We start from the raw sequence: 25,333 nt of genomic DNA on the forward strand, positions 1-25,333 counted from the left end.
TGATCCTATGCTGTCGAGAAAAGCCTCTAGCGAGTTTCATGGCGGCCCGTACCCTAAACCGACTCAGGTGGTCAGGTAGAGAATACCGAGGCGTTCGGGTGAACTATGGTTAAGGAACTCGGCAAAATGCCCCCGTAACTTCGGGAGAAGGGGGGCCATCACTGGTGATCCGATTTACTCGGTGAGCTGGGGGTGGCCGCAGAGACCAGCGAGAAGCGACTGTTTACTAAAAACACAGGTCCGTGCGAAGCCGTAAGGCGATGTATACGGACTGACGCCTGCCCGGTGCTGGAACGTTAAGGGGACCGGTTAGCTGACTTTCGGGTCGGCGAAGCTGAGAACTTAAGCGCCAGTAAACGGCGGTGGTAACTATAACCATCCTAAGGTAGCGAAATTCCTTGTCGGGTAAGTTCCGACCTGCACGAATGGCGTAACGACTTCTCGACTGTCTCAACCATAGGCCCGGTGAAATTGCACTACGAGTAAAGATGCTCGTTTCGCGCAGCAGGACGGAAAGACCCCGGGACCTTTACTATAGTTTGATATTGGTGTTCGGTTCGGCTTGTGTAGGATAGGTGGGAGACTTTGAAGCGGCCACGCCAGTGGTTGTGGAGTCGTCGTTGAAATACCACTCTGGTCGTGCTGGATGTCTAACCTGGGTCCGTGATCCGGATCAGGGACAGTGTCTGATGGGTAGTTTAACTGGGGCGGTTGCCTCCTAAAGAGTAACGGAGGCGCCCAAAGGTTCCCTCAGCCTGGTTGGCAATCAGGTGTTGAGTGTAAGTGCACAAGGGAGCTTGACTGTGAGACCGACGGGTCGAGCAGGGACGAAAGTCGGGACTAGTGATCCGGCAGTGGCTTGTGGAAGCGCTGTCGCTCAACGGATAAAAGGTACCCCGGGGATAACAGGCTGATCTTCCCCAAGAGTCCATATCGACGGGATGGTTTGGCACCTCGATGTCGGCTCGTCGCATCCTGGGGCTGGAGTCGGTCCCAAGGGTTGGGCTGTTCGCCCATTAAAGCGGTACGCGAGCTGGGTTTAGAACGTCGTGAGACAGTTCGGTCCCTATCCGCTGTGCGCGTAGGAATATTGAGAAGGGCTGTCCCTAGTACGAGAGGACCGGGACGGACGAACCTCTGGTGTGCCAGTTGTCCTGCCAAGGGCATGGCTGGTTGGCTACGTTCGGAAAGGATAACCGCTGAAAGCATCTAAGCGGGAAGCCTGCTTCGAGATGAGTATTCCCACCCTCTTGAAGGGTTAAGGCTCCCAGTAGACGACTGGGTTGATAGGCCAGATGTGGAAGCCCGGTAACGGGTGGAGCTGACTGGTACTAATAGGCCGAGGGCTTGTCCTCAGTTGCTCGCGTCCACTGTGTTGTTCCCGGGTTGCGAACAGTTATCGCACCGGTTGAACAGCTTCACTACTTAATTGAAAAGTGTGCTTGTTCGCTAGAACCCGATAGGGTTTCGGTGGTCATTGCGTTAGGGAAACGCCCGGTTACATTCCGAACCCGGAAGCTAAGCCTTTCAGCGCCGATGGTACTGCAGGGGGGACCCTGTGGGAGAGTAGGACGCCGCCGAACAATCTTTGAAGGACCCTTGGTCCCAGCGTTCAACGCTGGGACCAAGGGTCCTTTTTGTTTTTCCGAAGCGCGTCGGGTGTCCGGCTGCGCAAGAATGTCTGTAGTACCCGATGACAGGAGCACCACCGATGTCCACCAACTCTCCCGACGATCGTTCGGAGCGCGAGCCGCGTCGCCGGGACGGCGGTGACCGGGGCGGCTTCAGCGGCGGTCGTGACGACCGGTCAGGCGGCCAGCGTCGGGACAACGACCGCGGCGGCAACCGTCGTGATGACAGCCGGCCCACCAGCAGTGGCGGCGGCAACCGTCGTGATGACAGCAGGCCCACCAGTGGTGGCGGCGGTTTCCGCGGTGGCGACCGGGACCGTGCGCCCCGCCGCGACGACAACCGGGGCGGTTCGTCCGGCGGTGGGTTCCGTCGCGATGACAGTCGCCCCTCCAGTGGTGGTGGCGGTTTCCGTCGCGATGACCGTGGTGGTTCCGGTTCGTCCGGTGGCGGCTTCCGTCGTGATGACAGTCGGCCCTCCACCGGTGGTGGTGGGTTCCGTCGTGACGACCGTGGTGGTTCCGGTTCGTCCGGCGGTGGGTTCCGTCGTGATGACCGTGCTCCGCGTCGTGATGACGACCGTGGTGGGCGTTCCGGTGGTGGGTTCGAGCGGCGTGATGACCGGGACCGTGCGCCCCGCCGCGACGACAACCGGGGCGGTTCGTCCGGCGGTGGGTTCCGTCGCGATGACAGTCGCCCCTCCAGTGGTGGTGGCGGTTTCCGTCGCGATGACCGTGGTGGTTCCGGTTCGTCCGGTGGCGGTTTCCGTCGTGATGACCGTGCTCCGCGTCGTGATGACGACCGTGGTGGGCGTTCCGGTGGTGGGTTCGAGCGGCGTGATGACCGGGACCGTGCGCCCCGCCGCGACGACAACCGGGGCGGTTCGTCCGGCGGTGGGTTCCGTCGCGATGACAGTCGCCCCTCCAGTGGTGGTGGCGGTTTCCGTCGCGATGACCGTGGTGGTTCCGGTTCGTCCGGCGGTGGGTTCCGTCGCGACGACAGTCGGCCTTCCGGTGGTGGCGGCTTCCGCCGTGATGACCGTGGTGGTTCCGGTTCGTCCGGCGGTGGGTTCCGTCGCGACGACAGTCGGCCCTCCACCGGTGGTGGCGGTTTCCGTCGTGATGACCGTGGTGGTTCCGGTTCGTCCGGCGGTGGGTTCCGTCGTGATGACCGTGCTCCGCGTCGTGATGACGACCGTGGTGGGCGTTCCGGTGGTGGGTTCGAGCGGCGTGATGACCGGCCGCGTGGGCCCCGGCGCGACGACGACAACCGTGGGGGCGGCACCGGCGGCGGTTTCCGTCGTGACGACAGTCGCCCCTCCACCGGTGGTGGCGGCTTCCGCCGTGATGACCGCGGTGGTTCCGGTTCGTCCGGCGGTGGGTTCCGTCGCGACGACAGTCGGCCCTCCGGTGGTGGTGGCGGCTTCCGCCGTGACGACCGTGGTGGTTCCGGTTCGTCCGGCGGCGGCTTCCGTCGCGACGACAGCCGGGGCGGCTCCTCCGGCGGTTTCCGTGGGCGGCGCGATGACGACCGGGGCGGCTACCGGGGCCGCGACGACCGTGGTGGGTACGAGCGTCGGGACGAGCGCGAGCGTGAGCCGATCAAGCGGCTTCCGATCCCCGACGAGGTCACCGGCCACGAGATCGACAAGGACGTCCGGCAGGAGCTGATGAGCCTGCCCAAGACCCTGGCCGAGGATGTCGCCCGGAACCTTGTCATGGTGGCCCGCCTCCTCGACGAGGACCCCGAGCAGGCATACGCGTACTCACGCATTGCTCTGCGACTGGCCTCGCGGGTCGCGGCGGTGCGGGAGGCGGCAGGCTTCGCCGCCTACGCGACGCAGAAGTACGCCGAGGCGCTGGCGGAGTTCCGGGCGTCCCGGCGGATGACCGGTTCCGTGGAGCTGTGGCCCGTGATGGCCGACTGCGAGCGCGGACTGGGCCGGCCCGAGCGGGCGATGGCCATGGCCGGTGAGCCCGAGGTGCAGAAGCTGGACAAGGCCGGACAGGTCGAGATGCGTCTGGTCGCTGCCGGTGCCCGTCGTGACATGGGACAGATCGACGCCGCCATTGTGACGCTGCAGAGTTCCGAGCTGGCCTCCAGCGCCGTTCACCCGTGGACGCCGCGACTGCGCTATGCGTACGCGGACGCGCTGCTGGCCGCCGGTCGCGAGGACGAGGCGCGCGAGTGGTTCGGAAAGGCCCTGGAGGCCGACAAGGACGGCTCCACCGACGCGTCGGACCGGCTTGCCGAGCTGGACGGTGTCGAGTTCGTCGATGCTCTCGGCGACGATGACGAGGACGGCGCCCCTGCGCCCGCCCCCGCCGATGACGTCGAGGCGCCGGTGGTAACCGCCGCGGACGACCTCGACGAGGACGAGGACGACGACGCAGAGGACGACGACCAGGACGAGGACGGTCCGGTCAAGGCGTAACGAAGCAGAAGAGGGCGGCACCCCAGTCCGGGTGCCGCCCTCTTCTGCGTTGAGGCCGGGTCAGCCGAGGGTGAGGCTGCGCAGGACCAGGCCAGTGGCCGGTTTGGGGCCGAAGGAGGTCGACTTGCGCGGCATGGTCACGCCCTGACGGGCCAGGTCCCGGACGACCTCTTCGCGTACCGGATGCATCAGGACCGCCGTCGAGTTGTGGCGTTCTGCCTGCTCCACGGCGGCCGCGGTGTCGTGGATGTAGGCGATGTGTGCCGGGTCGTCGGGGATCTGCCAGACATGGTCGAGCAGCGCCGAGTGCAGAACCGTCGCGTCGAGCGTGCGCCAGGCGGTCGGTCGGTCCGTGGGGACGGTGCGGGTCAGCAGGGCCCGGTCGGGGCGGTCGACCAGATGGAAACCGCCGTCGCCCGCGAGCAGGAAGGCGTTGCCCTCCGCGGCGGCCCCGGCCAGAGCGTCCATGGCCCGGGGGAGCGGCCCCTCGATGTCACGGATCCGGAAGCGGCCGGTCAGTGCGGCGAGTGCGTCGGCGACGGGCAGCCCGTGCAACAGCCGGTGGATGGAGCGGACCCGCAGCGGGTAGCGGGCCGTGTCGACCAGGAGCACCAGGCCGAAGTCCCACGGGCCGGGGGCGGCCTGTTCCTGTTGAAGCCTCAGATAGGTGGCCCAGCGGTGGTGGCCGTCGGCGATCAGGGCCTGGTGACGGGCCAGATCTGCCTCGATCGCCGATCGTTCGGCGGCGTCATTGACCGCCCAGAGCCGGTGGCTGAAGCCGTCCTCCGTGGTGGTGGCGAGCAGCGGCGGGCGGTGGATCGTGCGCTCGATGGCGGCGGTTGCCCCGGTGGCGTTGCCGTCGCTGCGATAGGTCAGCAGCAGCGGTTCGAGGTGGGCCGCGGTGGTCCGCATCAGGTCGGCGCGGTCCTCGACGACATCGGCCATCACGTCCTCGTGCGGGAGCACGATGCCGTCGGCGGGGCCGGAGAGGGCCAGCGCGCCGATGACGCCGCGCTGGAGGATCTCGCCGTTGCGCTGCTCGTACACGTAGAGCGCGGGTTCGGGATCGGGGGCGAGGATTCCCTCCGCGAGCCATTGGTTCAGGGTCGCGGCGGCCTGTTCGTGGCGGGCGGACGCGGTGTCCGCCTGCGGCAGGATCAGGCGCACGATGTTGCGCGGATCCGCCGATTCCAGGTGGAGCAGGCCGTCGGGCCGTACGACAACGTCGTACGGGGGCGAGGTCACCGCGGCAAGACTGCCGACCCGCTCGGGGACGTAGCGCAGTCCACGGAACGGAATCAGGTGCAGTCCCTGGTCCGCGCGGCCTCGTGTGTTCATTTCTGCATCGTATGTGCGGTTCGGGGATGCGCGATGATCGGGGGGAGACGCAGGCAATGAGGAGCGCAGGATATGAGTCAGGCGAGCAGGACCAGGCCGAGCGGGAGCAGCACCGCGTTGAGCGAGGCGTACGACACGGCGCTGCTCGATCTCGACGGGGTGGTGTACGCGGGCGGGCAGGCGATCGACCATGCGGTCGAGGCGCTCGGCACGGCGCGGGACGGCGGAATGCACCTGGCGTACGTGACCAACAACGCGCTGCGGACGCCGGACGCCGTGGCGGAGCATCTGACCGAGCTCGGGGTGCCGGCCGAGCCTGCCGACGTGATCACGTCGGCGCAGGCCGTGGCCCGGCTGATCGCCGATCAGCTGCCCGCCGGAGCCCGGGTGCTGGTGATCGGGGGCGAAGGGCTGCGGGTGGCGCTGCGTGAACGCGGGCTGGAGCCCGTGGAGTCGGCGGACGACGACCCGGTCGCGGTGGCGCAGGGTTACGGCGGGCCCGACATGGCGTGGGGCCGGTTCGCCGAGGCGTCCTATGCGATCAACCGCGGGCTGCCGTGGTTCGCGTCCAACACGGACCTGACCATTCCGAGCGCCCGGGGGATCGCGCCGGGCAACGGGGCGGCCGTGGCGGTCGTACGGATCGCGACCGGGGCCGAGCCGCAGGTGGCAGGGAAGCCGCTGCCCCCGATGCACAGGGAGACGGTGCTGCGGACCGGTGCCGAACGGCCGCTGGTGGTCGGGGACCGGCTGGACACCGACATCGAGGGGGCGTTCAACGGTGGCGTGGACTCGCTGCTGGTGCTGACCGGGGTGACGGACGCGGCGCAGCTGTTGGCTGCCAGGCCGGAACACCGGCCGACGTATGTGGACGCCGATCTGCGTGGACTGCTGACGGGACAGCCGGAGGTGACGCAGGAGGGCGAGAGCTTCCGTTGCGGCGGCTGGATGGCGTCCGTCCGGGCCGAGGAGCTGGTGCTGGACGGTGACGGGGAGGCGCTCGACGGTCTCCGCGCGCTGAGCGCGGCGGCGTGGTCGCACGCCGGGGAGGGCTCGTGCGGGCTGGACGCGGGGAAGGCGGTGGCCCGGCTCGGGCTGTAGGACCGGGCTGCGTCACCGGGCCGCAGGACGCCGTTGGCCGTGACCCGTCAGTCGAGGACGGCGAGGCTGAGCCGGCGCAGGCGTGCGGGGTCGGCGATCACGTCGTACGAGGTGATCCTGTCGTCCTCGAATGTGAAGGAGAGGGCGAACAGCAGACGGCCGCGCGGGGCCACGACGACTCCCACCGTGCCGTCGACCAGCGCGAGTTCGGCGAGTTGTGACCGGTGGGCCAGCGCAGCCGTGCCCTCCGCGACGGCTCGCGCGCCGCGGGCCTCGGCCAACCCGCCCGGCGGCACCGCGAAGGGGTCGGCACGGCGCACCACGTCGGGAGCCAGTACCGCGAGGATCGCGGTGAGGTCACCGGCCCGCGCGGCGGTGAGGAACGCCGAGACGACCTGACGCTGCCGGGCCAGTTCGGCCGCCGGGACCACGGGTGTGCCCCGCACCTTGTGGCGCGCGCGGCTGGCGATCTTCTTCGTGGTGACCGGGGTGCGTTCCACGAGGGGGGCGATCTCGCTGAACGGCACGGCGAACATGTCGTGCAGCACGAACGCGATCCGCTCGACGGGTTCCAGTGTGTCCAGGACCACGAGCAGCGCACGGCTCACCGAGTCGGCCAACAGCGCCTCGTCCTCCGGACGGCTTTCCCGCGCGGAGTCCGAGACCTGGTCGAGGACCTGCTGTTCCCGCAGGTCCTCCCGACGCGACCTGCGGGAGCGCAACATGTCGAGGCAGATGCGGGTCACCACGGTCCGCAGCCAGCCGGCCAGGTTGTCCACCTCGTCCGCGTCGACCCGGCAGAGGCGGAGCCAGGTCTCCTGGACGGCGTCGTCGGCCTCGTCCAGTGAGCCGAGCATCCGGTGGGCGACCGCGCGCAGCAGCCCGCGCTGCGCCTCGAAGCGTTCCGCCAGTGCCTCGTGCTCGTCCACCGGTCACCTTTCGCCGTTCTGGTCCGTCACCCTCCTGACGAACGCAACGTGGCTGAAGTGACAGGAGAGCCCGATGACATCCTTGTTGCACCTGGATTCCAGTGCCAATCGCTCCGACGAGTCGGTCAGCAGGCAACTGACCGCGCTGTTCGCCCGCACGTGGCGGGCCGCGAACGGACCGGCCGGATACCGGTACCGGGACCTGGCCGCCGACCCGGTGCCGCCGGTGGCGACCGCCTACTGCGCCCTCGGCCGGCGAGCGGAGCGGAACGGGGTCGTCCCGCCGGACGCGGTCGACGCCCTGATCGGGAGCGTGGCCGAGGAACGGGAATGGTCGCTGACCCTCCCACTGGTCACCGAACTGCTGGCGGCCGACACAGTGCTGATCGGCGCCCCGATGTACAACTACGCGGTCTCCGCCTCGCTGAAGGCGTGGATCGACCGGGTGAGTTTCCCCGGGGCGCTGGTCGACCCGGACACGGGGGACGGCCTGCTGCGCGGGACGAAGGTCGTGGTGATCAGCGCACGGGGCGGCGCCTACGGCCCGGGGACTCCTCGGGAGGCCTGGGACTTCCAGACGCCGTACCTGCGGGCCTACCTCGGTGAGAAGGGGGTGGCGCCGGCGGACCTGCACTTCATCGCCGCCGAGATGACCATGGCCGAGGTGGTCCCGGACCTGGCCCGTTTCCGGCCGATGGCCGCGAGCTCGCTCGCCGCGGCGCGAGCGGAAGTGATCGCGGTCGCCTCGGGCAGGTCCCCGGCAGCGGGCCGGAGCGCGGACACGGAAGGCCGGATCGACGCTCCAGCAGGGTAGGCTAACCTAACCGCGTGTTCGTTGAGAGTCCCCCGGAACCGAGTGCAGGCCCGATAGCCGCCCCGGACAGAGCCACGCCCCCCAGGCGCCATGCGGTACGCGCCGCGGGGCTCCTGGTGGCGTTGGCCGCCCTGGTGCTGGTGTGCCTGGCGAGTATCGCGATCGGTGCCAAGGGGCTGCCCATCGCCGATGTGTGGCACGGCCTGTTCCACTATGCGGGGAGCGGCGACGACGTCCTCGTACGGAAGGTACGGATCCCCCGGACCGTCCTCGGGCTGATCGTCGGTGCCGCGCTCGGACTCGCCGGGGCCGTGATGCAGGCGCTGACCCGCAACCCGCTCGCCGAGCCCGGGCTCCTCGGTGTCAATGCCGGTGCGTCGGCGGCGGTGGTCTCCGCCATCAGCTTCTTCGGCGTCACCTCGCTGACCGGATACGTCTGGTTCGCCTTCGCCGGGGCCGCGATCGTCTCGGTCGCCGTGTATCTGCTCGGCGGCAGCCGGTCCGCCAATCCCGTACGGCTCGCCCTGGCCGGGACGGCCGTCACCGCTGCGCTGTACGGCTACGTCAACGCCGTACAGCTGCTGGATTCGGCGGCGCTGGACCGGCTGCGGTTCTGGACCGTCGGTTCGCTGGCCTCCGCGAACATGGAGACCGTCGGCAAGGTGTGGCCGTTCATCGCGCTCGGCGTGCTGCTCACGCTGCTCATCGCGCGGCCGCTCAACGCCCTGGAGATGGGCGACGACACGGCGCGGTCCCTCGGCGCCCATCTGACCCGGACCCGGATCCTCGCGATGCTCGCCGTCACCCTGCTGTGCGGGGCCGCGACGGCCGCGTGCGGGCCGATCGTCTTCATCGGGCTGATGATCCCGCACCTGGTGCGTGCGATCACCGGTCCCGACATGCGGTGGATCCTGCCGTACGCGGCCGTGCTCTCCCCGGTGCTCCTGCTCGGCGCGGACGTGGTCGGCCGGATCGTCGCCCGCCCGTCCGAACTGCAGGTCGGCATCGTCACCGCGCTGCTCGGCGGACCCGTCTTCATCCATCTCGTACGACGCAAGAGGATGTCCCAGCTGTGAAGGCCACCAAGGAGAGGGCGCGGACGGCGCGGACGAACGGGACCGCGCGGTCGGTGCGGGCCGTGCGGACGGCCGGTGGGTACTCGTTCCGGATGAACGTCCGGGCGTCCCTCGTCATCGTGCTGCTCGCCGTCGTGGCGGCGGGCGCGGCCGTCGTCCTCATCGGCAGCGGCGACTTCGCGATGACGCCGGGCGAGGTCGTCACCACGCTCTTCGGGCACGGCACCTTCCAGCAGGAGTTCATCGTCACGGACCTGCGCCTGCCGCGGGTGCTGGTCGGGCTCCTCGTCGGGGCGGCGCTCGGCGTCGGCGGCGCCGTCTTCCAGACCATCTCGCGCAACCCGCTCGGCAGCCCCGACGTGCTCGGCTTCGGCCAGGGCGCGACCGTGGGCGCGCTGACCGTGATCGTCCTCTTCCAGGGCGGCGCGGCCGCCGTCGCGGGCGGCGCGGTGGCCGGCGGCCTGCTGACCGGGGTCGCCGTCTACCTGCTGGCATGGAAGCGCGGGGTCCACGGATTCCGGCTCGTCCTGGTGGGCATCGGCGCGGCCGCCATGCTCACCGCCGCGACCCAGTACCTGATCACCAAGGCCAACCTCGTCGACGCGACCCGTGCCGTCGTCTGGATGACGGGCTCGCTCGACGGCCGGGACTGGGCCCAGGTCTGGCCCCTGCTCGTGGTCTGCGGCGTGCTGCTCCCGCTGGTGTTCGGCCATGGGCCCGCCCTGCGGGTGATGGAGATGGGCGACGACGCGGCGTACGCGCTCGGGGTACGGGTCGAGCGCACCCGGCTCGTCCTGATGGGCTCCGCCGTGCTGCTCGTGGCTGTCGCCACGGCCGCCGCGGGACCGATCGCGTTCGTCTCGCTGAGCGCCCCGCAGCTGGCTCGGCGGCTCACCCGCTCCACCGGCCCCAACCTGGTGGCCGCGACCGTCATGGGAGCGGCGCTCCTCCTCGTCGCCGACTGGGTGTCGATGGAGGCCTTCGGCGACCGGCAACTGCCCGTCGGCGTGGTCACCGGGGTGCTCGGCGGCTGCTATCTGCTGTGGCTCCTGGTTTCCGAGCGCAAGGCGGGCCGCATATGAAAGCCGTCGCACAGGGCGCGGAGCGGTCGCCCGGCACCGATTCCGCCTCCCGACCCCTCACCGATCCGACCCACCCCCGGAGTACGACCATGCAGCGCCTCACCGCGGACTCGGTGACCCTCGGCTACGACCAGCGGGTCATCGCGGAGAACCTCTCGGTCGAGATCCCCGACCACTCGTTCACCGTGATCGTCGGACCCAACGCCTGCGGGAAGTCGACGCTGCTGCGGGCGCTCTCCCGGATGCTGAAACCGACCCGTGGCCGGGTGCTGCTGGACGGGGAGTCGATTCACGGCCTGCCCGCGAAGAAGGTCGCCAGGACGCTGGGGCTGCTGCCCCAGTCCTCGATCGCGCCGGAGGGCATCACCGTGGCGGATCTCGTGGCCCGGGGGCGCTATCCGCACCAGGGGCTGCTGCGGCAGTGGTCGCCCGAGGACGAACGCATTGTCGAGGAATCGATGGCGTCGACCGGTGTCGGTGAGCTCGGCGATCGCTATGTCGACGAATTGTCCGGCGGTCAGCGCCAGCGGGTCTGGATCGCGATGGCGCTCGCGCAGCAGACGCCTCTGCTGCTGCTCGACGAACCGACGACGTACCTCGACATCCAGCACCAGATCGACGTGCTCGACCTGTGTGCTGAGCTGCACGAGACACAGGGGCGCACGCTGGTGGCGGTCCTGCACGATCTGAACCACGCCGCGCGGTACGCCACGCACCTCATCGCCATGCGGGAGGGCGCGGTGATCGCGGAGGGCGCGCCCGGGGAGATCGTCACCGCGGAGCTGGTGGAGCGGGTGTTCGGGCTGCGGTGCCAGGTGATCTCCGATCCGGAGACGGGGACGCCGCTGGTGATTCCCGCTGCGCGGAAGCGCGGTGCGCGCGTTGCGGGGGCGGTGCCGGTGCCGGTGTCCGGGGGCGCGTGACCTTCGGCCACGCCTTGTCCTCAAGCGCCGGACGGGCTTGAAGGGTGTCCTCAAGCGCCGGACGGGCTTGAAGGGTGTCCTCAAGCGCCGGACGGGCTTGAAGGGTGTCCTCAAGCGCCGGACGGGCTTGAAAGGTGTCCGCAAGCGCCGGACCGGCTTGGTGGTGTCCTCAAGCGCCGGACGGGCTTGAAGGTGTTCTCAAGTGTCGGACGGGCTTGGTGTGGTCGCCGGCCTCGATGGGGCGGCTACAGCAGCGATCTCAGCTTCAGCAGGTCGCGGAAGCCGGCCTCCAGGCGGACCCGGCCCGAGCCCCACGCCTTGGCGAAGTTCAGCTCACCGTCCACCATCGCCACCAGATCGTCGCCGGTCATCGCCAGCCGGATCTCCGCCTTCTCCCGGGGCGGCCCCTCGACCGTGTCCAGGACCTGGATCCGGCCGCCGGCGAGGCGTCCGGTGAACGTCACGTCGAGGTCCTTGATGTGGCAGCTGAGCGAACGGTCGAGCGCCGCCGCACCGCGCACGTCGCCGTCGGCCCCCGCGAGGTTGTCGGAAAGTCTGTCGAGTGCGCTGCGGCACTCCGTCATGGTCGCCATCGCGACCGACGTTACCGCAGCCCTTCGCGGTAGCGTTTCCCGTATGAGCGACTCGATGCCGGGGCCGGACACGGCCGCCGGAACCGCGCCCGGCGAGATCCCGCAGGACGTACCGCAGGAGCCGTCCGCCGCGGTGTCGCACGAGCCTGCCGGTCCGGCGCCCCTCGGTGTCGTACGCACGCCCACGGGCAACGCCGACGTGGACGCGCGCCTGGAGCGGCTGGCCGATGCGGACCACCTCCCGGCGGACGGACACATCGAGGTGTACGAGGATGTACACCGTGGCCTGCGCGAATCGCTGACCGCGCTGGATGCCAGGCCCGCACCCGCACCGGTACCCGCACCGATGCCCTCGTACGACAACAGGAGCTGAACCGAACGTGGCAGGAGTGGCCCGTCGCCGCCTCGACGCCGAGCTGGTACGCCGAAAGCTCGCCCGCTCACGCGAGCATGCGAGCCAGCTGATCGCCGCAGGACGGGTGACCGTCGGCGGCAACACCGCGACCAAACCGGCCACCCAGGTCGAGACGAGCGCCGCCCTCGTCGTCACCAAGGACGACAGCGACCCCGAGTACGTCTCGCGAGGCGGCCACAAGCTGGCGGGCGCCCTCGCCGCCTTCGTCCCCCTCGGGCTGGAGGTGGAAGGACGGCGGGCCCTGGACGCCGGGGCGTCGACCGGCGGGTTCACCGATGTGCTGCTGCGCGCCGGAGCCGCCCGCGTCCTCGCCGTGGACGTCGGTTACGGGCAGCTCGCCTGGTCGCTCCAGTCCGATGAACGCGTCATCGTCAAGGACCGTACCAACGTGCGGGAACTGACCCTGGACGCGATCGACGGCGAGCCGGTGGACCTGGTGGTGGGCGATCTTTCGTTCATCCCGCTCGGTCTGGTGCTGCCCGCCCTGGCGCGCTGCGCCGCCCCCGACGCGGACCTGGTCCTCATGGTCAAGCCGCAGTTCGAGGTCGGCAAGGAGCGCCTCGGCAGCGGCGGAGTGGTGCGAAGCCCGGAGCTGCGCGCCGAAGCGGTACGGGAGGTGGCCCGCCGGGCCTGGGCGCTGGGCCTGGGCGTGCGGGGTGTGACGGCGAGCCCGTTGCCCGGGCCGTCGGGGAATGTCGAGTACTTTCTGTGGCTGCGGGCCGGAGCACCTGAACTGGATCCCGCGGATGTCGACCGTGCAGTGGCGGAGGGGCCTCGTTGACGACGAATACGGCACGAACAGTCTTTCTTTTGGCGCACACCGGCCGGCCGGCCGCGATCCGCAGTGCCGAGCTCGTCGTCCAGGGGCTGCTCCGCAGCGGCCTGGGCGTGCGGGTCCTGGCCCATGAGGCGGCCGATCTGCCGCTGCCGCCGTCCGTCGAGACGGTCACCGATGCCACACCCGAGGCGGTCGACGGCTGTGAGCTCCTGATCGTCCTCGGCGGCGACGGGACGCTGCTGCGGGGTGCGGAGCTCTCGCGCGCCTCCGGGGTCCCGATGCTGGGCGTCAACCTCGGCCGGGTCGGCTTCCTCGCCGAGGCCGAGCGCGACGACCTCGACAAGGTCGTCGACCGGGTCGTCACCCGGGCGTACACCGTCGAGGAGCGCATGACGATCGACGTCCTGGTGCACAGCAACGGCGACATCGTCCACCGGGACTGGGCGCTCAACGAGGCGGCCGTGCAGAAGGTGTCGCCCGAACGGATGCTGGAGGTCGTGCTGGAGATCGACGGCCGGCCGGTCACCGGGTTCGGCTGCGACGGCATCGTGTGCGCGACGCCCACCGGCTCGACCGCGTACGCCTTCTCGGCCGGCGGGCCCGTCGTGTGGCCCGAGGTCGAGGCGCTGCTGATGGTCCCGATCAGCGCCCACGCCCTGTTCGCCAAGCCGCTGGTGACCTCGCCGACCTCGGTGCTGGCCGTCGAGGTCCAGCCGCACACCCCGCACGGGGTGCTGTGGTGCGACGGGCGCAGGACCGTCGAGCTGCCCGCCGGCGCACGCGTCGAGGTGCGGCGCGGCGCCGTGCCCGTACGGCTGGCGCGGCTGCACCAGGCCTCGTTCACGGACCGGCTGGTGGCCAAGTTCGCGCTGCCGGTGTCGGGGTGGCGGGGCGCACCGCACTGACCCCCGGGGGGCTGTCGGAGCGGTGGATCCGGCGCTCCGACCGTGACCCGTGTGCGCGCGGGCCACGAAACCTCGTATGGTCATGTCCGTGTTGGAGGAGATGCGGATACGGTCGCTCGGAGTCATCGACGACGCGGTGGTGGAACTGTCACCCGGTTTCACCGCGGTGACCGGTGAGACCGGCGCGGGCAAGACCATGGTCGTCACCAGCCTGGGGCTGCTGCTCGGCGGACGTGCCGACCCCGCCCTCGTGCGGATCGGTGCGAAGGCCGCTGTCGTCGAGGGCCGGATCACGGTGGCCGAGGGCGACGCGGTGGCGTTGCGGGCCGAGGAGGCCGGGGCCGAGATCGAGGACGGTGCGCTGCTCATCAGCCGTACCGTTTCCGCGGAGGGGCGCTCCCGGGCCCATCTCGGCGGCAGATCCGTGCCGGTGGGAGTGCTGGCCGAACTCGCCGACGAACTCGTCGCCGTGCACGGCCAGACCGACCAGCAGGGGCTGCTCAAGCCGGCCCGGCAGCGGCAGGCCCTGGACCGGTACGCGGGCGACGGCGTCTCCAAGCCCCATGCCAAGTACGAGGCTGCCTACCGGCGGCTGCGCGAGGTCGCCGGTGAGCTCGACGAGCTGACCACGCGCGCCCGGGAACGCGCCCAGGAAGCCGATCTGCTGCGTTTCGGGCTGAACGAGATCGCCGCGGTCGAGCCGCTTCCCGGCGAGGACACCGAGCTCGCCGCCGAGGCGCAGCGCCTCGGCCACGCCGACGCGCTGGCCTCCGCCGCCGCCCTCGCGCACACCGCGCTGGCGGGCAACCCCGAGGACCAGGAGGCTGTCGACGCGACGACCGTCGTCGCGGCCGCCCGGCAGGCGCTGGACGGGGTGCGCGCCCACGACCCGGCGCTCGCCGCGCTCGCCGACCGGGTCGGTGAGATCTCCATCCTGCTCGCCGATGTCTCGGGTGAACTGTCCGGGTACGCCGACCAGCTGGACTCCGATCCGCTGCGGCTCGCCGCGGTCGAGGAGCGCCGCGCCGCGCTCACCGCACTCACCCGCAAGTACGGAGTGGACATCACCGCCGTGCTGGCCTGGGCCGAGGACGGGGTGGCCCGGCTGACCGAGCTGGAGGGCGACGACGACCGGATCGGTGAGCTGACCGCGGAGCGGGACGCGCTGCGTTCCGAACTCTCCGGCCTCGGCCAGGCGTTGACGGATGCCCGGACGTCGGCTGCCGCGCTCTTCGCCGAAGCGGTGACGGCGGAACTCGCCTCCCTCGCCATGCCGCACGCCCGCGTCTCCTTCGACATCCGGCAGACCGACGCGGCGGACGAGGCGTCCGGCATCGAGATCGACGGACGCAATGTGGCCTACGGGCCGTCCGGCGCCGACGAGGTCGAACTCCTGCTGGCCCCGCACCCCGGCGCCCAGCCCCGCCCGATCGCCAAGGGCGCGTCGGGCGGTGAGCTGTCCCGGGTGATGCTCGCCGTCGAGGTGGTCTTCGCCGGCTCCGACCCCGTACCCACCTACCTCTTCGACGAGGTCGACGCGGGCGTCGGCGGCAAGGCGGCCGTCGAGGTCGGCCGGCGGCTGGCGAAGCTCGCCAGGTCGGCCCAGGTCGTGGTCGTCACCCACCTGCCCCAGGTGGCCGCGTTCGCCGACCGGCAGCTGCTGGTCGAGAAGACCGTGGACGGCTCGGTGACCAGGAGCGGTGTCACGGTCCTGGAGGGCGAGGACCGGGTGCGGGAGCTGTCGCGGATGCTCGCGGGCCAGGAGGACTCCGAGACGGCCCGGGCACACGCGGAGGAACTGCTGGCCACGGCACGGGCGGACAGCTGACCGTGCCGTGTTGCTGACAAGGAGGCGCCGGCGCGGCCCGGCGGCGGTCGGGGCGGCAACGGCCACTGCCGCACTGGTGGCGGCAGGCGTGTACCGGGTGCTGCGGGCGCGGCCCAGGCCGTCCTGGCAGCGCACCAATCACGCGGGCCGCACCGTGGACCTGTACGCGGGCCCGGCCGTCGCCCTGGGAACCGCTGCCGGAATCGCCGCCCTGCCTCTGCCGCCCCGCACCCGGTACGCGGCCGTGCTCGCCGTGACGGCCGCCGCGGGCTGCGGTGCCTACGACGACCTTGCCGCCGCAGACGACCCGCGTCGCGGATTCCGCGCCCATCTGACCGCGCTCCGGCACGGTGAGGTGACCAGTGGGACGGTGAAACTCCTCGGCATCGGCGCCGCGGGACTCGCCGTCGGCGCACTGCTCGCGAACCGCCCCGTCGACCGCCTTCTCGGCGGGGTCGTCGTCGCCGGAACCGCCCACCTCGTCAACCTGGCCGACGTACGCCCCGGAGCCGCTGTCGCCACCGTGCTCGCTCTCGGCGCCCCTTGTGCGGCCGGAGGGCCGCTCGCCGCCGCGCCCATGGCGGCCGCACTGGCGCTCGCCCCGGCCGATCTGGGGGAGCGGACCATGCTGGGGGACGCCGGGGCGCACGCCCTGGGCGCCGCCCTCGGTGTCGCCGTCGTCGCCGGAGCCGGGCGGGCCGGACTCGTCGCCCCTGCGGCGGGGATCGTCGTGGCTACGGTGTACGGCGACCGCGTCACCCGGCTTGCCGAGGCGCTCTTCACGCGCTGATCCCGAATCGGATCCGGCCGGAATTCACCCGTGCGGGTGATGCGCCACGCCCGGTATGTCGCGGTGCGCACCGGCGTAACGGCTCGGCCGTGCCGGAACGTGCGTACGGACTGGCATCCTTGGCGGTGTACTTACGGCCGTCGGGTGACGCCGTTACCCCGCATCGGGAGCCCCGGGAGCCATTCAACGTGTCACAGCTGCGTACGGTCCAAGTGCTGGGCGGCGGCAGCGCGGGCAGCAGCGCCCATGTCGGATCGCTGGCCGCCGGACTGGTCGCGCGAGGCGTGCAGGTCACCGTCTGCGCGCCCGCGGCACTGGAGCGCGCCTACGAATTCTCCACCACGGGGGCCCGTTTCGTGCCCGTGCCGCGGCGCAGTGACCCCGCCGCCGTCGCCGCGCTGCGCGCCGCCTGCGAAGGTGCCGACGTCGTGCACGCGCACGGACTGCACGCCGCCGTGCGGGCCGCCCTGGCGCTCGGCGGACGGCCGGTCCCGCTGGTCATGACCTGGCACACCCGGGCCCACGCCGAGGGCGCGCGCCGCCGGCTGCTGCACCTGCTGGAGCGACGGGCCGCCCGTGCGGCGTCGGTTGTGCTCGGCGCGTCGTCGGACCTGGTCGACCGGGCCCGGAGCCGCGGCGCGCGTGACGCCCGCCTCGCGCCCGTGGCCGTTCCCGCGCCATGTGTCCCCGTGCCGGTGACCGACGGCAAGGTGCGGGCCGAACTCGGTGCGGTGGAAAGGCCGTTGATTGTCGCGGTGGGAAGTCTCGTACCGCATCACGGGTACGGCACGCTGCTCGACGCGGCACGGATGTGGCGCCGGCTCGACCCGGTACCCCTGCTGGTCGTGGCGGGCGAGGGGCGGGAACGGGCGGCGCTGCGGCGCCGGATCAAGGCCGAGGACCTGCCCGTCTCGCTGATCGGCAGCCGTACCGACATTCCCGAACTGCTGGCCGCCGCCGACCTGGTCGTGCTGCCCAGTCGCTGGGAGGCGCGTTCGGTGCTGGCCCAGGAGGCGTTGCGGATCGGCGTGCCGCTGGTCGCGACCGCGGTCGGCGGAGTGCCCGAACTCGTGGGTGACGCGGCGGAACTGGTGCCGTACGCCAACGCGGAGGCGCTCGCCCGGGCCGTCGCCCGGCTGCTCGGCGATCCGGCGGAACGGGAGCGGCTGGCCGCTGCCGGGCCCCGGCAGGCGGCGAATTGGCCGACCGAGGACGACACGATCGCCCAAGTGCTCTGCGTGTACGACGAGTTGGTGCAGCCGCGCGCGGCGGCCCGCACCCGCTGAGGCGCCGCCGGTCACGTCGCGTGGCGGCGGGCGCGCAGGGCCAGGCTCAGCGCCAGGACGGCCTGCGGGTCGTCCAGATCGGTGCCGAGCAGGTCACCGATGCGGGCCAGCCGGTTGTACAGCGTCTGGCGGTTCAGATGCAGTTCGCGCGCCGTCTCCGCCTTGCGGCCCGCATGGGCCAGATACGTTTCCAGCGTGGGCAGCAGCGGCGGACGCGAGGTCCGGTCGTGATCGCGCAGCGGGCCGATCGCCCGCTCGACGAAAGCCGCCAGATCCGGATGGTCCCGCAGCCGCCACAGCAGCAGATCGATGTCGAGCTGCCGGGCGTCGTACCACGGCCGGTCGCCGAGCCCCTGCGCCGCCGTGGCCGTCTCCGCCGCATGCCGCAGCCCCGCACCGGCCGCCGCCCAGCCACCCGCCACCCCGACGACCACGACGGGGGGATGGGAACCCGCCCGCTCCAGACCGGCCCGCTCCACGCCGGCCCGCAACGCCGCGGCGACCCGGTCGGCCACCGCCGTACGTTCCGTCTCCGTACGCAGCCCCAGCAGCAGCGGCACCCGGCCCTCCACCGGCCGCACCCCGAGCAGCACCGGCACCCCCACCGAGGACAGCTCCTCCAGGACCGCGCGCGCCAGCAGCGCCCAGTTGCCGGAGGGGGAGAGCTCCGGGGCCAGCCGCATCACCACGGGCAGCAGCGGCATCTCGCCCGGCTTGAAACCCAGCACGCGGGCCTGCGCCGGCGCGTCCTCGGGAGTGATCCGGCCCTCCGCGAGGTCGGTGAGGAAGTCACCGCGGCCGCGCGCCGCGAGCTCCTCCTCCTGGCGGGCCTGCATCAGCACCACCGCGAGGAGGCCCGCGGCCCGCTCCGCCGCCATCCGGTGCACCGGCACCAGCGGCCCGTCCACCGCCAGCAGGACCAGTCTGGCCCGCACCGAGCCGGTTCCCGGGCCACCGCCCGGCACATCCACCAGCACCGATCCGACCGGTGGCGACTCACGGGCCGCACGGCCGCCCCGCATTCCGTCCCAGACCTGGAGCGGGTCGGCGGAGACCGGGCCGGACTCGGTGCCCGCCGCGTACAGCAGCTGGCCGTCGGCCGTCTCCAGGAAGACCGGGTTGGCCGTGAAATCCGCCAGGATGCCGAGCACCTGGGGCACCCCGCCGCCACCGAGCAGCGCCTGGGTGCAGCGCCGGTGGACCTCCTCGGCCTGCTGCAGGAGCGCGTAGTGGCCGTTGACGATCTCGGTGTGGATCTCCTCCGTCACCGTCACGAACGGCACCTCGCGGTGCAACTGGACCAGGGGCAGCCCGGCCGCGCGGGCGGCGTCCACGATCGACGACGGCAGCCTGCTGAAGCGCGGACCCAGCTCCACCACGAGCGCGGCGATGCCGCGGTCGGCGAGCCGGCGGACGAACGCCCGCTGCTCGGCGGGGCGGGTGCCGAGCCCCAGACCGGTGGTGAGGAGCAGCTCACCGCCCTTGAGCAGCGACGCGATGTTGGGGACCTCGCCCGCGTGCACCCAGCGCACGGTGCGGCCGAGCCGGTCGGCTCCGATCACCACTTCGGGGAGGCCGCTGCGCAGCCCCGGCAGCTCAAGGGCTCGCTGCACGGTGATGCCGCCTTGGGTCTCCACTGGCTCTGGCCTCGCGCTTCGCGTCGGTCGGACCGGGCGGTCGCACGGTTTGCGGTCGCCCCTGGTCAGGAAGGTACCGGCCCTGAGCTCCGGAGGCTTCGTCGGGGCGGTACGCCGTTGACAGGGCCGTCACCCGCTGCGATCTTGAGAATTCCGACACCGGGACGAGGGCGAGGAAGCATGGGCGACGAGGCGCCGGCCTACGGGGACCGGGCCGGTCACGGTTCTGGAGCGGGCCGCCCGAGCGTCCCGCCGCACGAGGACCCTCCGCCCGGCCCGCTCGTCGGCGCCGACTGGCTCGCCCGGCGGCTCGGGTCGCCGGGGCTGCTGGTCCTCGACGCCTCGGTCGGCGCGCACCGGGGGGCCGCGGAGCGGATCGTGGGGGCGCGGCCGTTCGACCTCGACGGCGCGCTCTCCGACCACACGGGGCCGCTGCCGCACACCATGCCCGATGCCGGGCCGTTCACCGAGGAGCTGCGCTCCCTGGGCCTCCACGACGGCGACACGGTCGTGGTCTACGACGCGGTGGGCATCTACTCCAGCGCCCGGGCCTGGTGGATGCTCCGGGCGATGGGCTTCGACCGGGCCGCGGTGCTCGACGGGGGACTGCCCGGCTGGGCGGCTGCCGGACTGCCGATGGAGGACGGCGCCCCCGCGGCCCCCGCGGAGCGCGGTGACTTCACGGCCAGGCCGCGCGCGGGGCTGCTCGTGGGCGCGGACGCGGTGGCGGCGGCCCTCACCGATCCGGCATCCGCGGTCTTCGACGCGCGGTCCCGGGAGCGCTTCGAGGGGACCGCTCCCGAGCCCCGCGAGGGCCTGCGCGGCGGCCATATGCCCGGGGCGGTCAATCTGCCCTTCGGCGAGATCCAGCACGAGGGCCGGATGCGTCCGGCGGCGGAACTGCGGGCCGCGTTCACCGCTCTGGCGCAGGACCGGGAGCGGCTGCTCTTCAGCTGCGGATCGGGTGTCACCGCCTGCGTCCTGACGCTGGGCGCCGAACTGGCCGGATACCGCGACCTGGCGGTGTACGACGGCTCATGGAGCGAGTGGGGGCTGCCGTCGGAGCTCCGCCCGGTGGTGACGGACCAGGAGGCGGCGGCCGGCTGACCACGGCACTGCCGCGGTGCCGGTCACCTGACCGTGGCGGGCGCTGCGGTGAGCCGTCCGGCTCACCGCAGCCCGGCCGGTCAGCCCACGTACGCCCCACTGGCCGTCAGCCGCAACGCCGTGTCGATCAGCGGCACATGGCTGAACGCCTGCGGGAAGTTGCCCACCTGGCGCTGCAGCCGCGCGTCCCACTCCTCGGCCAGCAGGCCCAGGTCGTTGCGCAGGGACAGCAGCCGCTCGAAGAGCTGGCGGGCCTCGTCGACGCGGCCGATCATCGCCAGGTCGTCCGCCAGCCAGAACGAACACGCCAGGAACGCGCCCTCGTCGCCCTCCAGGCCGTCCACGCCCGCGTTCTCACCCGAGGTGGGGTAGCGGAGCACGAAGCCGTCCTCGGTGGACAGCTCCCGCTGGATCGCCTCGATCGTGCCGATGACCCGCTTGTCGTCGGGCGGCAGGAAGCCCATCTGCGGGATCAGCAGCAGCGAGGCGTCCAGCTCCTTCGACCCGTAGGACTGGGTGAAGGTGTTGCGCTCCTTGTCGTAGCCCCGCTCGCAGACGTCGCGGTGGATGTCGTCGCGCAGCTCGCGCCACTTCTCCAGCGGTCCGTCCGTGTCGCCGGACTCGATCAGCTTGATCGTCCGGTCGACCGCGACCCAGGCCATCACCTTGGAGTGCACGAAGTGCCGGCGCGGACCGCGCACCTCCCAGATGCCCTCGTCCGGCTCGTCCCAGTGCTTCTCCAGGTACTCGATCAGCTTGAGCTGGAGCCCGGTCGCGTAGTCGTTACGGGTCAGTCCCGTCATGTGCGCCAGGTGCAGCGCCTCGGTGACCTCGCCGTACACATCCAGCTGGAGCTGGCCCGCGGCGCCGTTGCCGACCCGGACCGGGCCGGAGTTCTCGTAACCGGGCAGCCACTCCAGCTCCGCCTCGCCCAGCTCACGCTCGCCCGCGATGCCGTACATGATCTGCAGGTTCTCGGGGTCGCCCGCCACCGCCCGCAGCAGCCACTCGCGCCAGGCACGGGCCTCCTCGCGGTAACCGGTGCGCAGCAGCGAGGAGAGGGTGATCGCGGCGTCGCGCAGCCAGGTGTAGCGGTAGTCCCAGTTGCGGGAACCCCCGATGTCCTCCGGCAGGGAGGTGGTCGGCGCGGCGACGATGCCGCCGGTCGGCGCGTACGTCAGGGCCTTCAGAGTGATCAGCGAGCGGACCACGGCCTCGCGGTAGGGGCCGTGGTACGTGCACTGGTCGACCCACTCGCGCCAGAAGTCCGCGGTGGCCTCCAAAGAGCCCTCCGGGTCCGGGAGCGCGGGCGGCTCGCGGTGCGAGGGCTGCCAGCTGATCGTGAACGCGATCCGGTCACCGGGGGCGACGGTGAAGTCGGAATACGTCGTCAGGTTCTCGCCGAAGGTCTCCGCGGAGGTGTCCAGCCAGACCGAGTCCGGTCCCGCGACGGCGACCGTACGGCCGTCCACCTTGTGCACCCACGGGGTGACGCGCCCGTAGCTGAACCGCATCCGCAGCTCCGAGCGCATCGGCACCCGGCCGCTGATTCCCTCCACGATCCGGATCAGCTGCGGCGCGCCGTCACGTGGCGGCATGAAGTCGGTCACTCTGACCGTGCCGCGTGGCGTGTCCCATTCCGATTCCAGGATCAGTGAGTCCCCGCGATAGCGGCGACGGTCCGCCGACGGCGGTTCCGCGCCCTCCGCGCGGGCCGGCCCCAGGCGCCAGAAGCCGTGCTCCTCGGTGCCCAGCAGCCCCGCGAAGACGGCGTGTGAGTCGAAGCGGGGCAGGCACAGCCAGTCGGCCGTGCCGTCCCGGCAGACCAGGGCGGCGGTCTGCATGTCTCCGATGAGTGCGTAATCCTCGATGCGCCCGGCCACGTGCATCTCCAGTCGAACGGCCATGTCGCCCCGTAGGGCGCTTACTGCGGGTCAAGAGGTCGTTGCAAGGGGTTGATGTGGGGGAACCTGCGAGCTCGTACCTCGCCCGGAGCGAGTGTCCGAGCAGGATACGACGCACCTGGGTGATCCGCGCGCCGCTCTCGGCAACAGAGATGAGCCGAACGGGTGGGGCGTGAGAGAGGTGCGGTGATCCTGTGCGGTTGATGTGCCGGGAGTGGCCGGAAGCAGGCTCCCCTGGTCGCTGATACCCTGGTAGCCCGTGGACCGGTGGTCGTCTGACGACAGCAGACGAGGCCCCCGAACCGCAGCGACGGCGCCTCCGGAATCTCTGGACGGCAACGCCGGTACGCACCTTACGATCGCGACCACGGGAGCCCCCTTTGGCTATGCAGCCCACATCCACGACGACCAAGCACATCTTCGTCACCGGGGGTGTCGCCTCTTCCCTCGGCAAGGGTCTGACTGCCTCCAGCCTCGGTGCCCTGCTCAAGGCGCGCGGCCTTCGGGTCACCATGCAGAAGCTCGACCCGTACCTGAACGTCGACCCGGGCACGATGAACCCCTTCCAGCACGGCGAGGTGTTCGTCACCAACGACGGCGCCGAGACCGACCTGGACATCGGCCACTACGAGCGTTTCCTCGACGTGGACCTCGACGGCTCCGCCAACGTCACCACCGGCCAGGTCTACTCGCAGGTCATCGCCAAGGAGCGGCGCGGCGAGTACCTCGGTGACACCGTGCAGGTCATCCCGCACATCACCAACGAGATCAAGCACCGCATCCGCCGCATGGCCACCGACGACGTCGACGTCGTCATCACCGAGGTCGGCGGCACGGTCGGCGACATCGAGTCGCTGCCGTTCCTGGAGACCGTCCGCCAGGTCCGCCACGAGGTCGGCCGGGACAACGTCTTCGTCGTGCACATCTCGCTGCTGCCCTACATCGGCCCGTCCGGCGAGCTCAAGACCAAGCCCACCCAGCACTCGGTGGCCGCCCTGCGCAACATCGGTATCCAGCCGGACGCCATCGTGCTGCGCGCCGACCGCGACGTACCGACCGCCATCAAGCGCAAGATCTCGCTGATGTGCGACGTCGACGAGGCGGCCGTGGTGGCCTGCCCGGACGCCAAGTCGATCTACGACATCCCGAAGGTGCTCCACTCCGAGGGCCTGGACGCCTACGTCGTGCGCAAGCTCGACCTGCCGTTCCGTGACGTCGACTGGACCACCTGGGGGGATCTGCTGGACCGCGTCCACAACCCCGACCACGAGGTCACCGTCGCCCTGGTCGGCAAGTACATCGACCTGCCCGACGCCTACCTCTCGGTCACCGAGGCCATCCGGGCCGGCGGCTTCGCGAACAAGGCCCGCGTCAAGGTCAAGTGGGTCGCCTCCGACGACTGCAAGACCCCGGCCGGTGCCAAGAAGCAGCTCGGCGATGTCGACGCCATCTGCATCCCCGGCGGTTTCGGCGAGCGCGGCGTCATCGGCAAGGTCGGCGCCATCCAGTACGCCCGCGAGAACAAGGTGCCGCTGCTCGGCCTCTGCCTGGGCCTGCAGTGCATCGTGATCGAGGCGGCGCGCAACCTCGCCGAGATCCCCGACGCCAACTCCACCGAGTTCGACGCCGCCACCGCCCACCCCGTCATCTCGACGATGGAGGAGCAGCTGGCGTACGTCGAGGGCGCGGGTGACCTGGGCGGCACCATGCGGCTCGGCCTGTACCCCGCGAAGCTCGCCGAGGGCTCGCTGGTCCGTGAGGCCTACGGCGACCAGCCGTACGTGGACGAGCGTCACCGTCACCGCTACGAGGTCAACAACGCCTACCGCGCCGAGCTGGAGAAGAAGGCCGGTCTGGTCTTCTCCGGCACCTCCCCGGACAACAAGCTCGTCGAGTACGTCGAGTACCCGCGCGAGGTCCACCCCTACCTGGTCGCCACCCAGGCGCACCCGGAGCTGCGCTCCCGCCCGACCCGCCCGCACCCGCTCTTCGCGGGCCTGGTGAAGGCGGCCGTCGCGCGCAAGACGGGCACCAAGCCGGGCAAGTAACGGCAGCCCCGCAGGCGTTACGGTTGGCCGGGGTACGCATCCTTCGAGGACGCGTACCCCGGTCACTGTTTTTTGTGGGAGGACGTAGATGGGTTTCCAGGACACGCCCGAGGAATGGCCGGTCACCGCGACCGAGACTCCGTTCCGGGGCAACAAGACCAGCGTCCGTACCGATGACGTGGAGATGCCCGACGGCACGATCGCGCGCCGCGACTACCAGGTCCACCCCGGCTCGGTCGCCGTGCTGGCGCTCGACGCCGAGGACCGTGTCCTCGTGCTGCGCCAGTACCGCCATCCGGTGCGCCAGAAGCTGTGGGAGATTCCGGCCGGACTCCTCGACATCCCCGGTGAGAACCCGCTGCACGCCGCGCAGCGCGAGCTCTACGAGGAGGCGTACGTCAAGGCCGAGGACTGGCGGGTGCTGACCGACGTCTACACGTCGCCCGGCGGCTCCGACGAGGCCGTACGGATCTTCCTCGCCCGGAACATCTCCGAAGCGGACGGGGAGCGCTTCGAGGTCTCCGAGGAGGAGGCCGACATGGAGGTGGCCCGGGTGCCGCTCCAGGATCTCGTGCGGGGTGTCCTCGCCGGGGACCTGCACAACAGCTGCCTGGTGATGGGCGTGCTCTCGCTCGCGGCGGCGCTCGCGGGTGGCGGGACCGACTCGCTGCGGCCTGCGGAGGCACCCTGGCCCGCCCGGCCGTTCGAGGCCTGAC

21 protein-coding genes and 2 rRNA genes (1 of these 23 running past the window's edge) are annotated in these 25,333 nt (G+C 71.1%); 17 read left to right on the forward strand and 6 right to left on the reverse strand.

The features are described from left to right. Nucleotides 1-1,355 (forward strand): 23S ribosomal RNA (locus OG912_RS28335); it begins 1,770 nt to the left of the window's first position. Between the two features lie 111 nt (nucleotides 1,356-1,466). After that, a 5S ribosomal RNA gene (gene rrf, locus OG912_RS28340) occupies nucleotides 1,467-1,583 on the forward strand. Nucleotides 1,584-1,807: 224 nt separating this feature from the next. Here the strand turns inward: rrf and OG912_RS40115 are convergent. Then, entirely contained in the window at nucleotides 1,808-3,268 is a 1,461-nt protein-coding gene (locus tag OG912_RS40115; protein WP_443061030.1) for a hypothetical protein, read from the reverse strand. Between the two features lie 30 nt (nucleotides 3,269-3,298). On the opposite strand from OG912_RS40115, the gene OG912_RS28350 reads away from it, so the two are divergent. Continuing rightward, nucleotides 3,299-4,063 carry a tetratricopeptide repeat protein gene (locus tag OG912_RS28350; RefSeq protein ID WP_327713569.1) on the forward strand — a complete coding sequence of 255 codons (765 nt, stop codon included), beginning with the start codon at nucleotides 3,299-3,301 and terminating at the stop codon, nucleotides 4,061-4,063. Nucleotides 4,064-4,123: 60 nt separating this feature from the next. On the opposite strand, the gene OG912_RS28355 is transcribed toward OG912_RS28350, so the two are convergent. Further along, nucleotides 4,124-5,401 (reverse strand): DUF1015 domain-containing protein, encoded by a 1,278-nt coding sequence (locus OG912_RS28355; RefSeq protein ID WP_327711807.1) that lies wholly within the window; start codon nucleotides 5,399-5,401, stop codon nucleotides 4,124-4,126. 72 nt (nucleotides 5,402-5,473) lie between these two features. Here OG912_RS28355 and OG912_RS28360 point away from each other — a divergent pair, with 72 nt between their 5' ends. Then, the gene (locus tag OG912_RS28360) at nucleotides 5,474-6,502 is read left to right on the forward strand and encodes an HAD-IIA family hydrolase (RefSeq protein ID WP_326735409.1); all 1,029 of its coding nucleotides are present in this window, start codon (nucleotides 5,474-5,476) and stop codon (nucleotides 6,500-6,502) included. A 47-nt stretch (nucleotides 6,503-6,549) separates the two neighbouring features. On the opposite strand, the gene OG912_RS28365 is transcribed toward OG912_RS28360, so the two are convergent. Then, the gene (locus OG912_RS28365; RefSeq protein WP_327711808.1) at nucleotides 6,550-7,431 is read right to left on the reverse strand and encodes a sigma-70 family RNA polymerase sigma factor; all 882 of its coding nucleotides are present in this window, start codon (nucleotides 7,429-7,431) and stop codon (nucleotides 6,550-6,552) included. Nucleotides 7,432-7,504: 73 nt separating this feature from the next. On the opposite strand from OG912_RS28365, the gene OG912_RS28370 reads away from it, so the two are divergent. From OG912_RS28370 to OG912_RS28385, 4 genes are all read left to right on the forward strand, one after another. Continuing rightward, the gene (locus OG912_RS28370) at nucleotides 7,505-8,245 is read left to right on the forward strand and encodes an FMN-dependent NADH-azoreductase (RefSeq protein ID WP_327711809.1); all 741 of its coding nucleotides are present in this window, start codon (nucleotides 7,505-7,507) and stop codon (nucleotides 8,243-8,245) included. Between the two features lie 116 nt (nucleotides 8,246-8,361). Then, nucleotides 8,362-9,321, forward strand: coding sequence for a FecCD family ABC transporter permease (locus OG912_RS28375; RefSeq protein ID WP_326740545.1), 960 nt, complete (start codon nucleotides 8,362-8,364; stop codon nucleotides 9,319-9,321). 92 nt (nucleotides 9,322-9,413) lie between these two features. Continuing rightward, nucleotides 9,414-10,403 (forward strand): FecCD family ABC transporter permease, encoded by a 990-nt coding sequence (locus OG912_RS28380; protein ID WP_327713570.1) that lies wholly within the window; start codon nucleotides 9,414-9,416, stop codon nucleotides 10,401-10,403. An 89-nt stretch (nucleotides 10,404-10,492) separates the two neighbouring features. Next, complete coding sequence (locus OG912_RS28385; RefSeq protein ID WP_327713571.1) at nucleotides 10,493-11,326, forward strand: ABC transporter ATP-binding protein; 834 nt, start codon at nucleotides 10,493-10,495, stop codon at nucleotides 11,324-11,326. A 245-nt stretch (nucleotides 11,327-11,571) separates the two neighbouring features. Here the strand turns inward: OG912_RS28385 and OG912_RS28390 are convergent, their stop codons facing one another. Then, a complete protein-coding gene (locus tag OG912_RS28390) occupies nucleotides 11,572-11,919 on the reverse strand; it encodes an SCP2 sterol-binding domain-containing protein (RefSeq protein ID WP_327711810.1) in 348 nt (115 codons plus the stop codon). A 43-nt stretch (nucleotides 11,920-11,962) separates the two neighbouring features. Between OG912_RS28390 and OG912_RS28395 the strand changes: the two genes are divergently transcribed. From OG912_RS28395 to OG912_RS28420, 6 genes are all read left to right on the forward strand, one after another. Next, nucleotides 11,963-12,292 (forward strand): hypothetical protein, encoded by a 330-nt coding sequence (locus OG912_RS28395; RefSeq protein ID WP_327711811.1) that lies wholly within the window; start codon nucleotides 11,963-11,965, stop codon nucleotides 12,290-12,292. Between the two features lie 7 nt (nucleotides 12,293-12,299). Next, nucleotides 12,300-13,115 (forward strand): TlyA family RNA methyltransferase, encoded by an 816-nt coding sequence (locus tag OG912_RS28400; protein WP_327711812.1) that lies wholly within the window; start codon nucleotides 12,300-12,302, stop codon nucleotides 13,113-13,115. Continuing rightward, a complete protein-coding gene (locus OG912_RS28405) occupies nucleotides 13,112-14,017 on the forward strand; it encodes an NAD kinase (protein WP_327711813.1) in 906 nt (301 codons plus the stop codon). The genes OG912_RS28400 and OG912_RS28405 overlap by 4 nt, the downstream gene beginning before the upstream one ends. 82 nt (nucleotides 14,018-14,099) lie before the next feature. Further along, entirely contained in the window at nucleotides 14,100-15,845 is a 1,746-nt protein-coding gene (gene recN, locus OG912_RS28410; protein ID WP_327711815.1) for a DNA repair protein RecN, read from the forward strand. Nucleotides 15,846-15,855: 10 nt separating this feature from the next. Beyond that, complete coding sequence (locus OG912_RS28415; protein WP_443061031.1) at nucleotides 15,856-16,635, forward strand: hypothetical protein; 780 nt, start codon at nucleotides 15,856-15,858, stop codon at nucleotides 16,633-16,635. A gap of 188 nt (nucleotides 16,636-16,823) precedes the next feature. Next, nucleotides 16,824-17,921 (forward strand): glycosyltransferase family 4 protein, encoded by a 1,098-nt coding sequence (locus OG912_RS28420; RefSeq protein ID WP_327711817.1) that lies wholly within the window; start codon nucleotides 16,824-16,826, stop codon nucleotides 17,919-17,921. 11 nt (nucleotides 17,922-17,932) lie between these two features. On the opposite strand, the gene OG912_RS28425 is transcribed toward OG912_RS28420, so the two are convergent. Next, nucleotides 17,933-19,558 carry a PucR family transcriptional regulator gene (locus OG912_RS28425; protein WP_327711818.1) on the reverse strand — a complete coding sequence of 542 codons (1,626 nt, stop codon included), beginning with the start codon at nucleotides 19,556-19,558 and terminating at the stop codon, nucleotides 17,933-17,935. A 180-nt stretch (nucleotides 19,559-19,738) separates the two neighbouring features. Between OG912_RS28425 and OG912_RS28430 the strand changes: the two genes are divergently transcribed. Then, complete coding sequence (locus tag OG912_RS28430; RefSeq protein ID WP_327711819.1) at nucleotides 19,739-20,665, forward strand: sulfurtransferase; 927 nt, start codon at nucleotides 19,739-19,741, stop codon at nucleotides 20,663-20,665. 80 nt (nucleotides 20,666-20,745) lie between these two features. Here OG912_RS28430 and OG912_RS28435 read toward each other — a convergent pair whose 3' ends face one another. Continuing rightward, nucleotides 20,746-22,548, reverse strand: a complete 1,803-nt coding sequence (locus OG912_RS28435; protein WP_327713573.1) for a glycoside hydrolase family 15 protein — start codon at nucleotides 22,546-22,548, stop codon at nucleotides 20,746-20,748. 407 nt (nucleotides 22,549-22,955) lie between these two features. Here OG912_RS28435 and OG912_RS28440 point away from each other — a divergent pair, with 407 nt between their 5' ends. Together OG912_RS28440 and OG912_RS28445 are read left to right on the forward strand one after the other, a co-directional pair. Next, entirely contained in the window at nucleotides 22,956-24,617 is a 1,662-nt protein-coding gene (locus OG912_RS28440) for a CTP synthase (RefSeq protein WP_327711820.1), read from the forward strand. 88 nt (nucleotides 24,618-24,705) lie between these two features. Continuing rightward, nucleotides 24,706-25,332 (forward strand): NUDIX hydrolase, encoded by a 627-nt coding sequence (locus tag OG912_RS28445; RefSeq protein WP_326735397.1) that lies wholly within the window; start codon nucleotides 24,706-24,708, stop codon nucleotides 25,330-25,332. Nucleotide 25,333: the final 1 nt, after the last annotated feature.

It is taken from the genome of Streptomyces sp. NBC_00464 (assembly GCF_036013915.1).
In the GTDB taxonomy this organism is placed as follows: Bacteria; Actinomycetota; Actinomycetes; order Streptomycetales; family Streptomycetaceae; genus Streptomyces.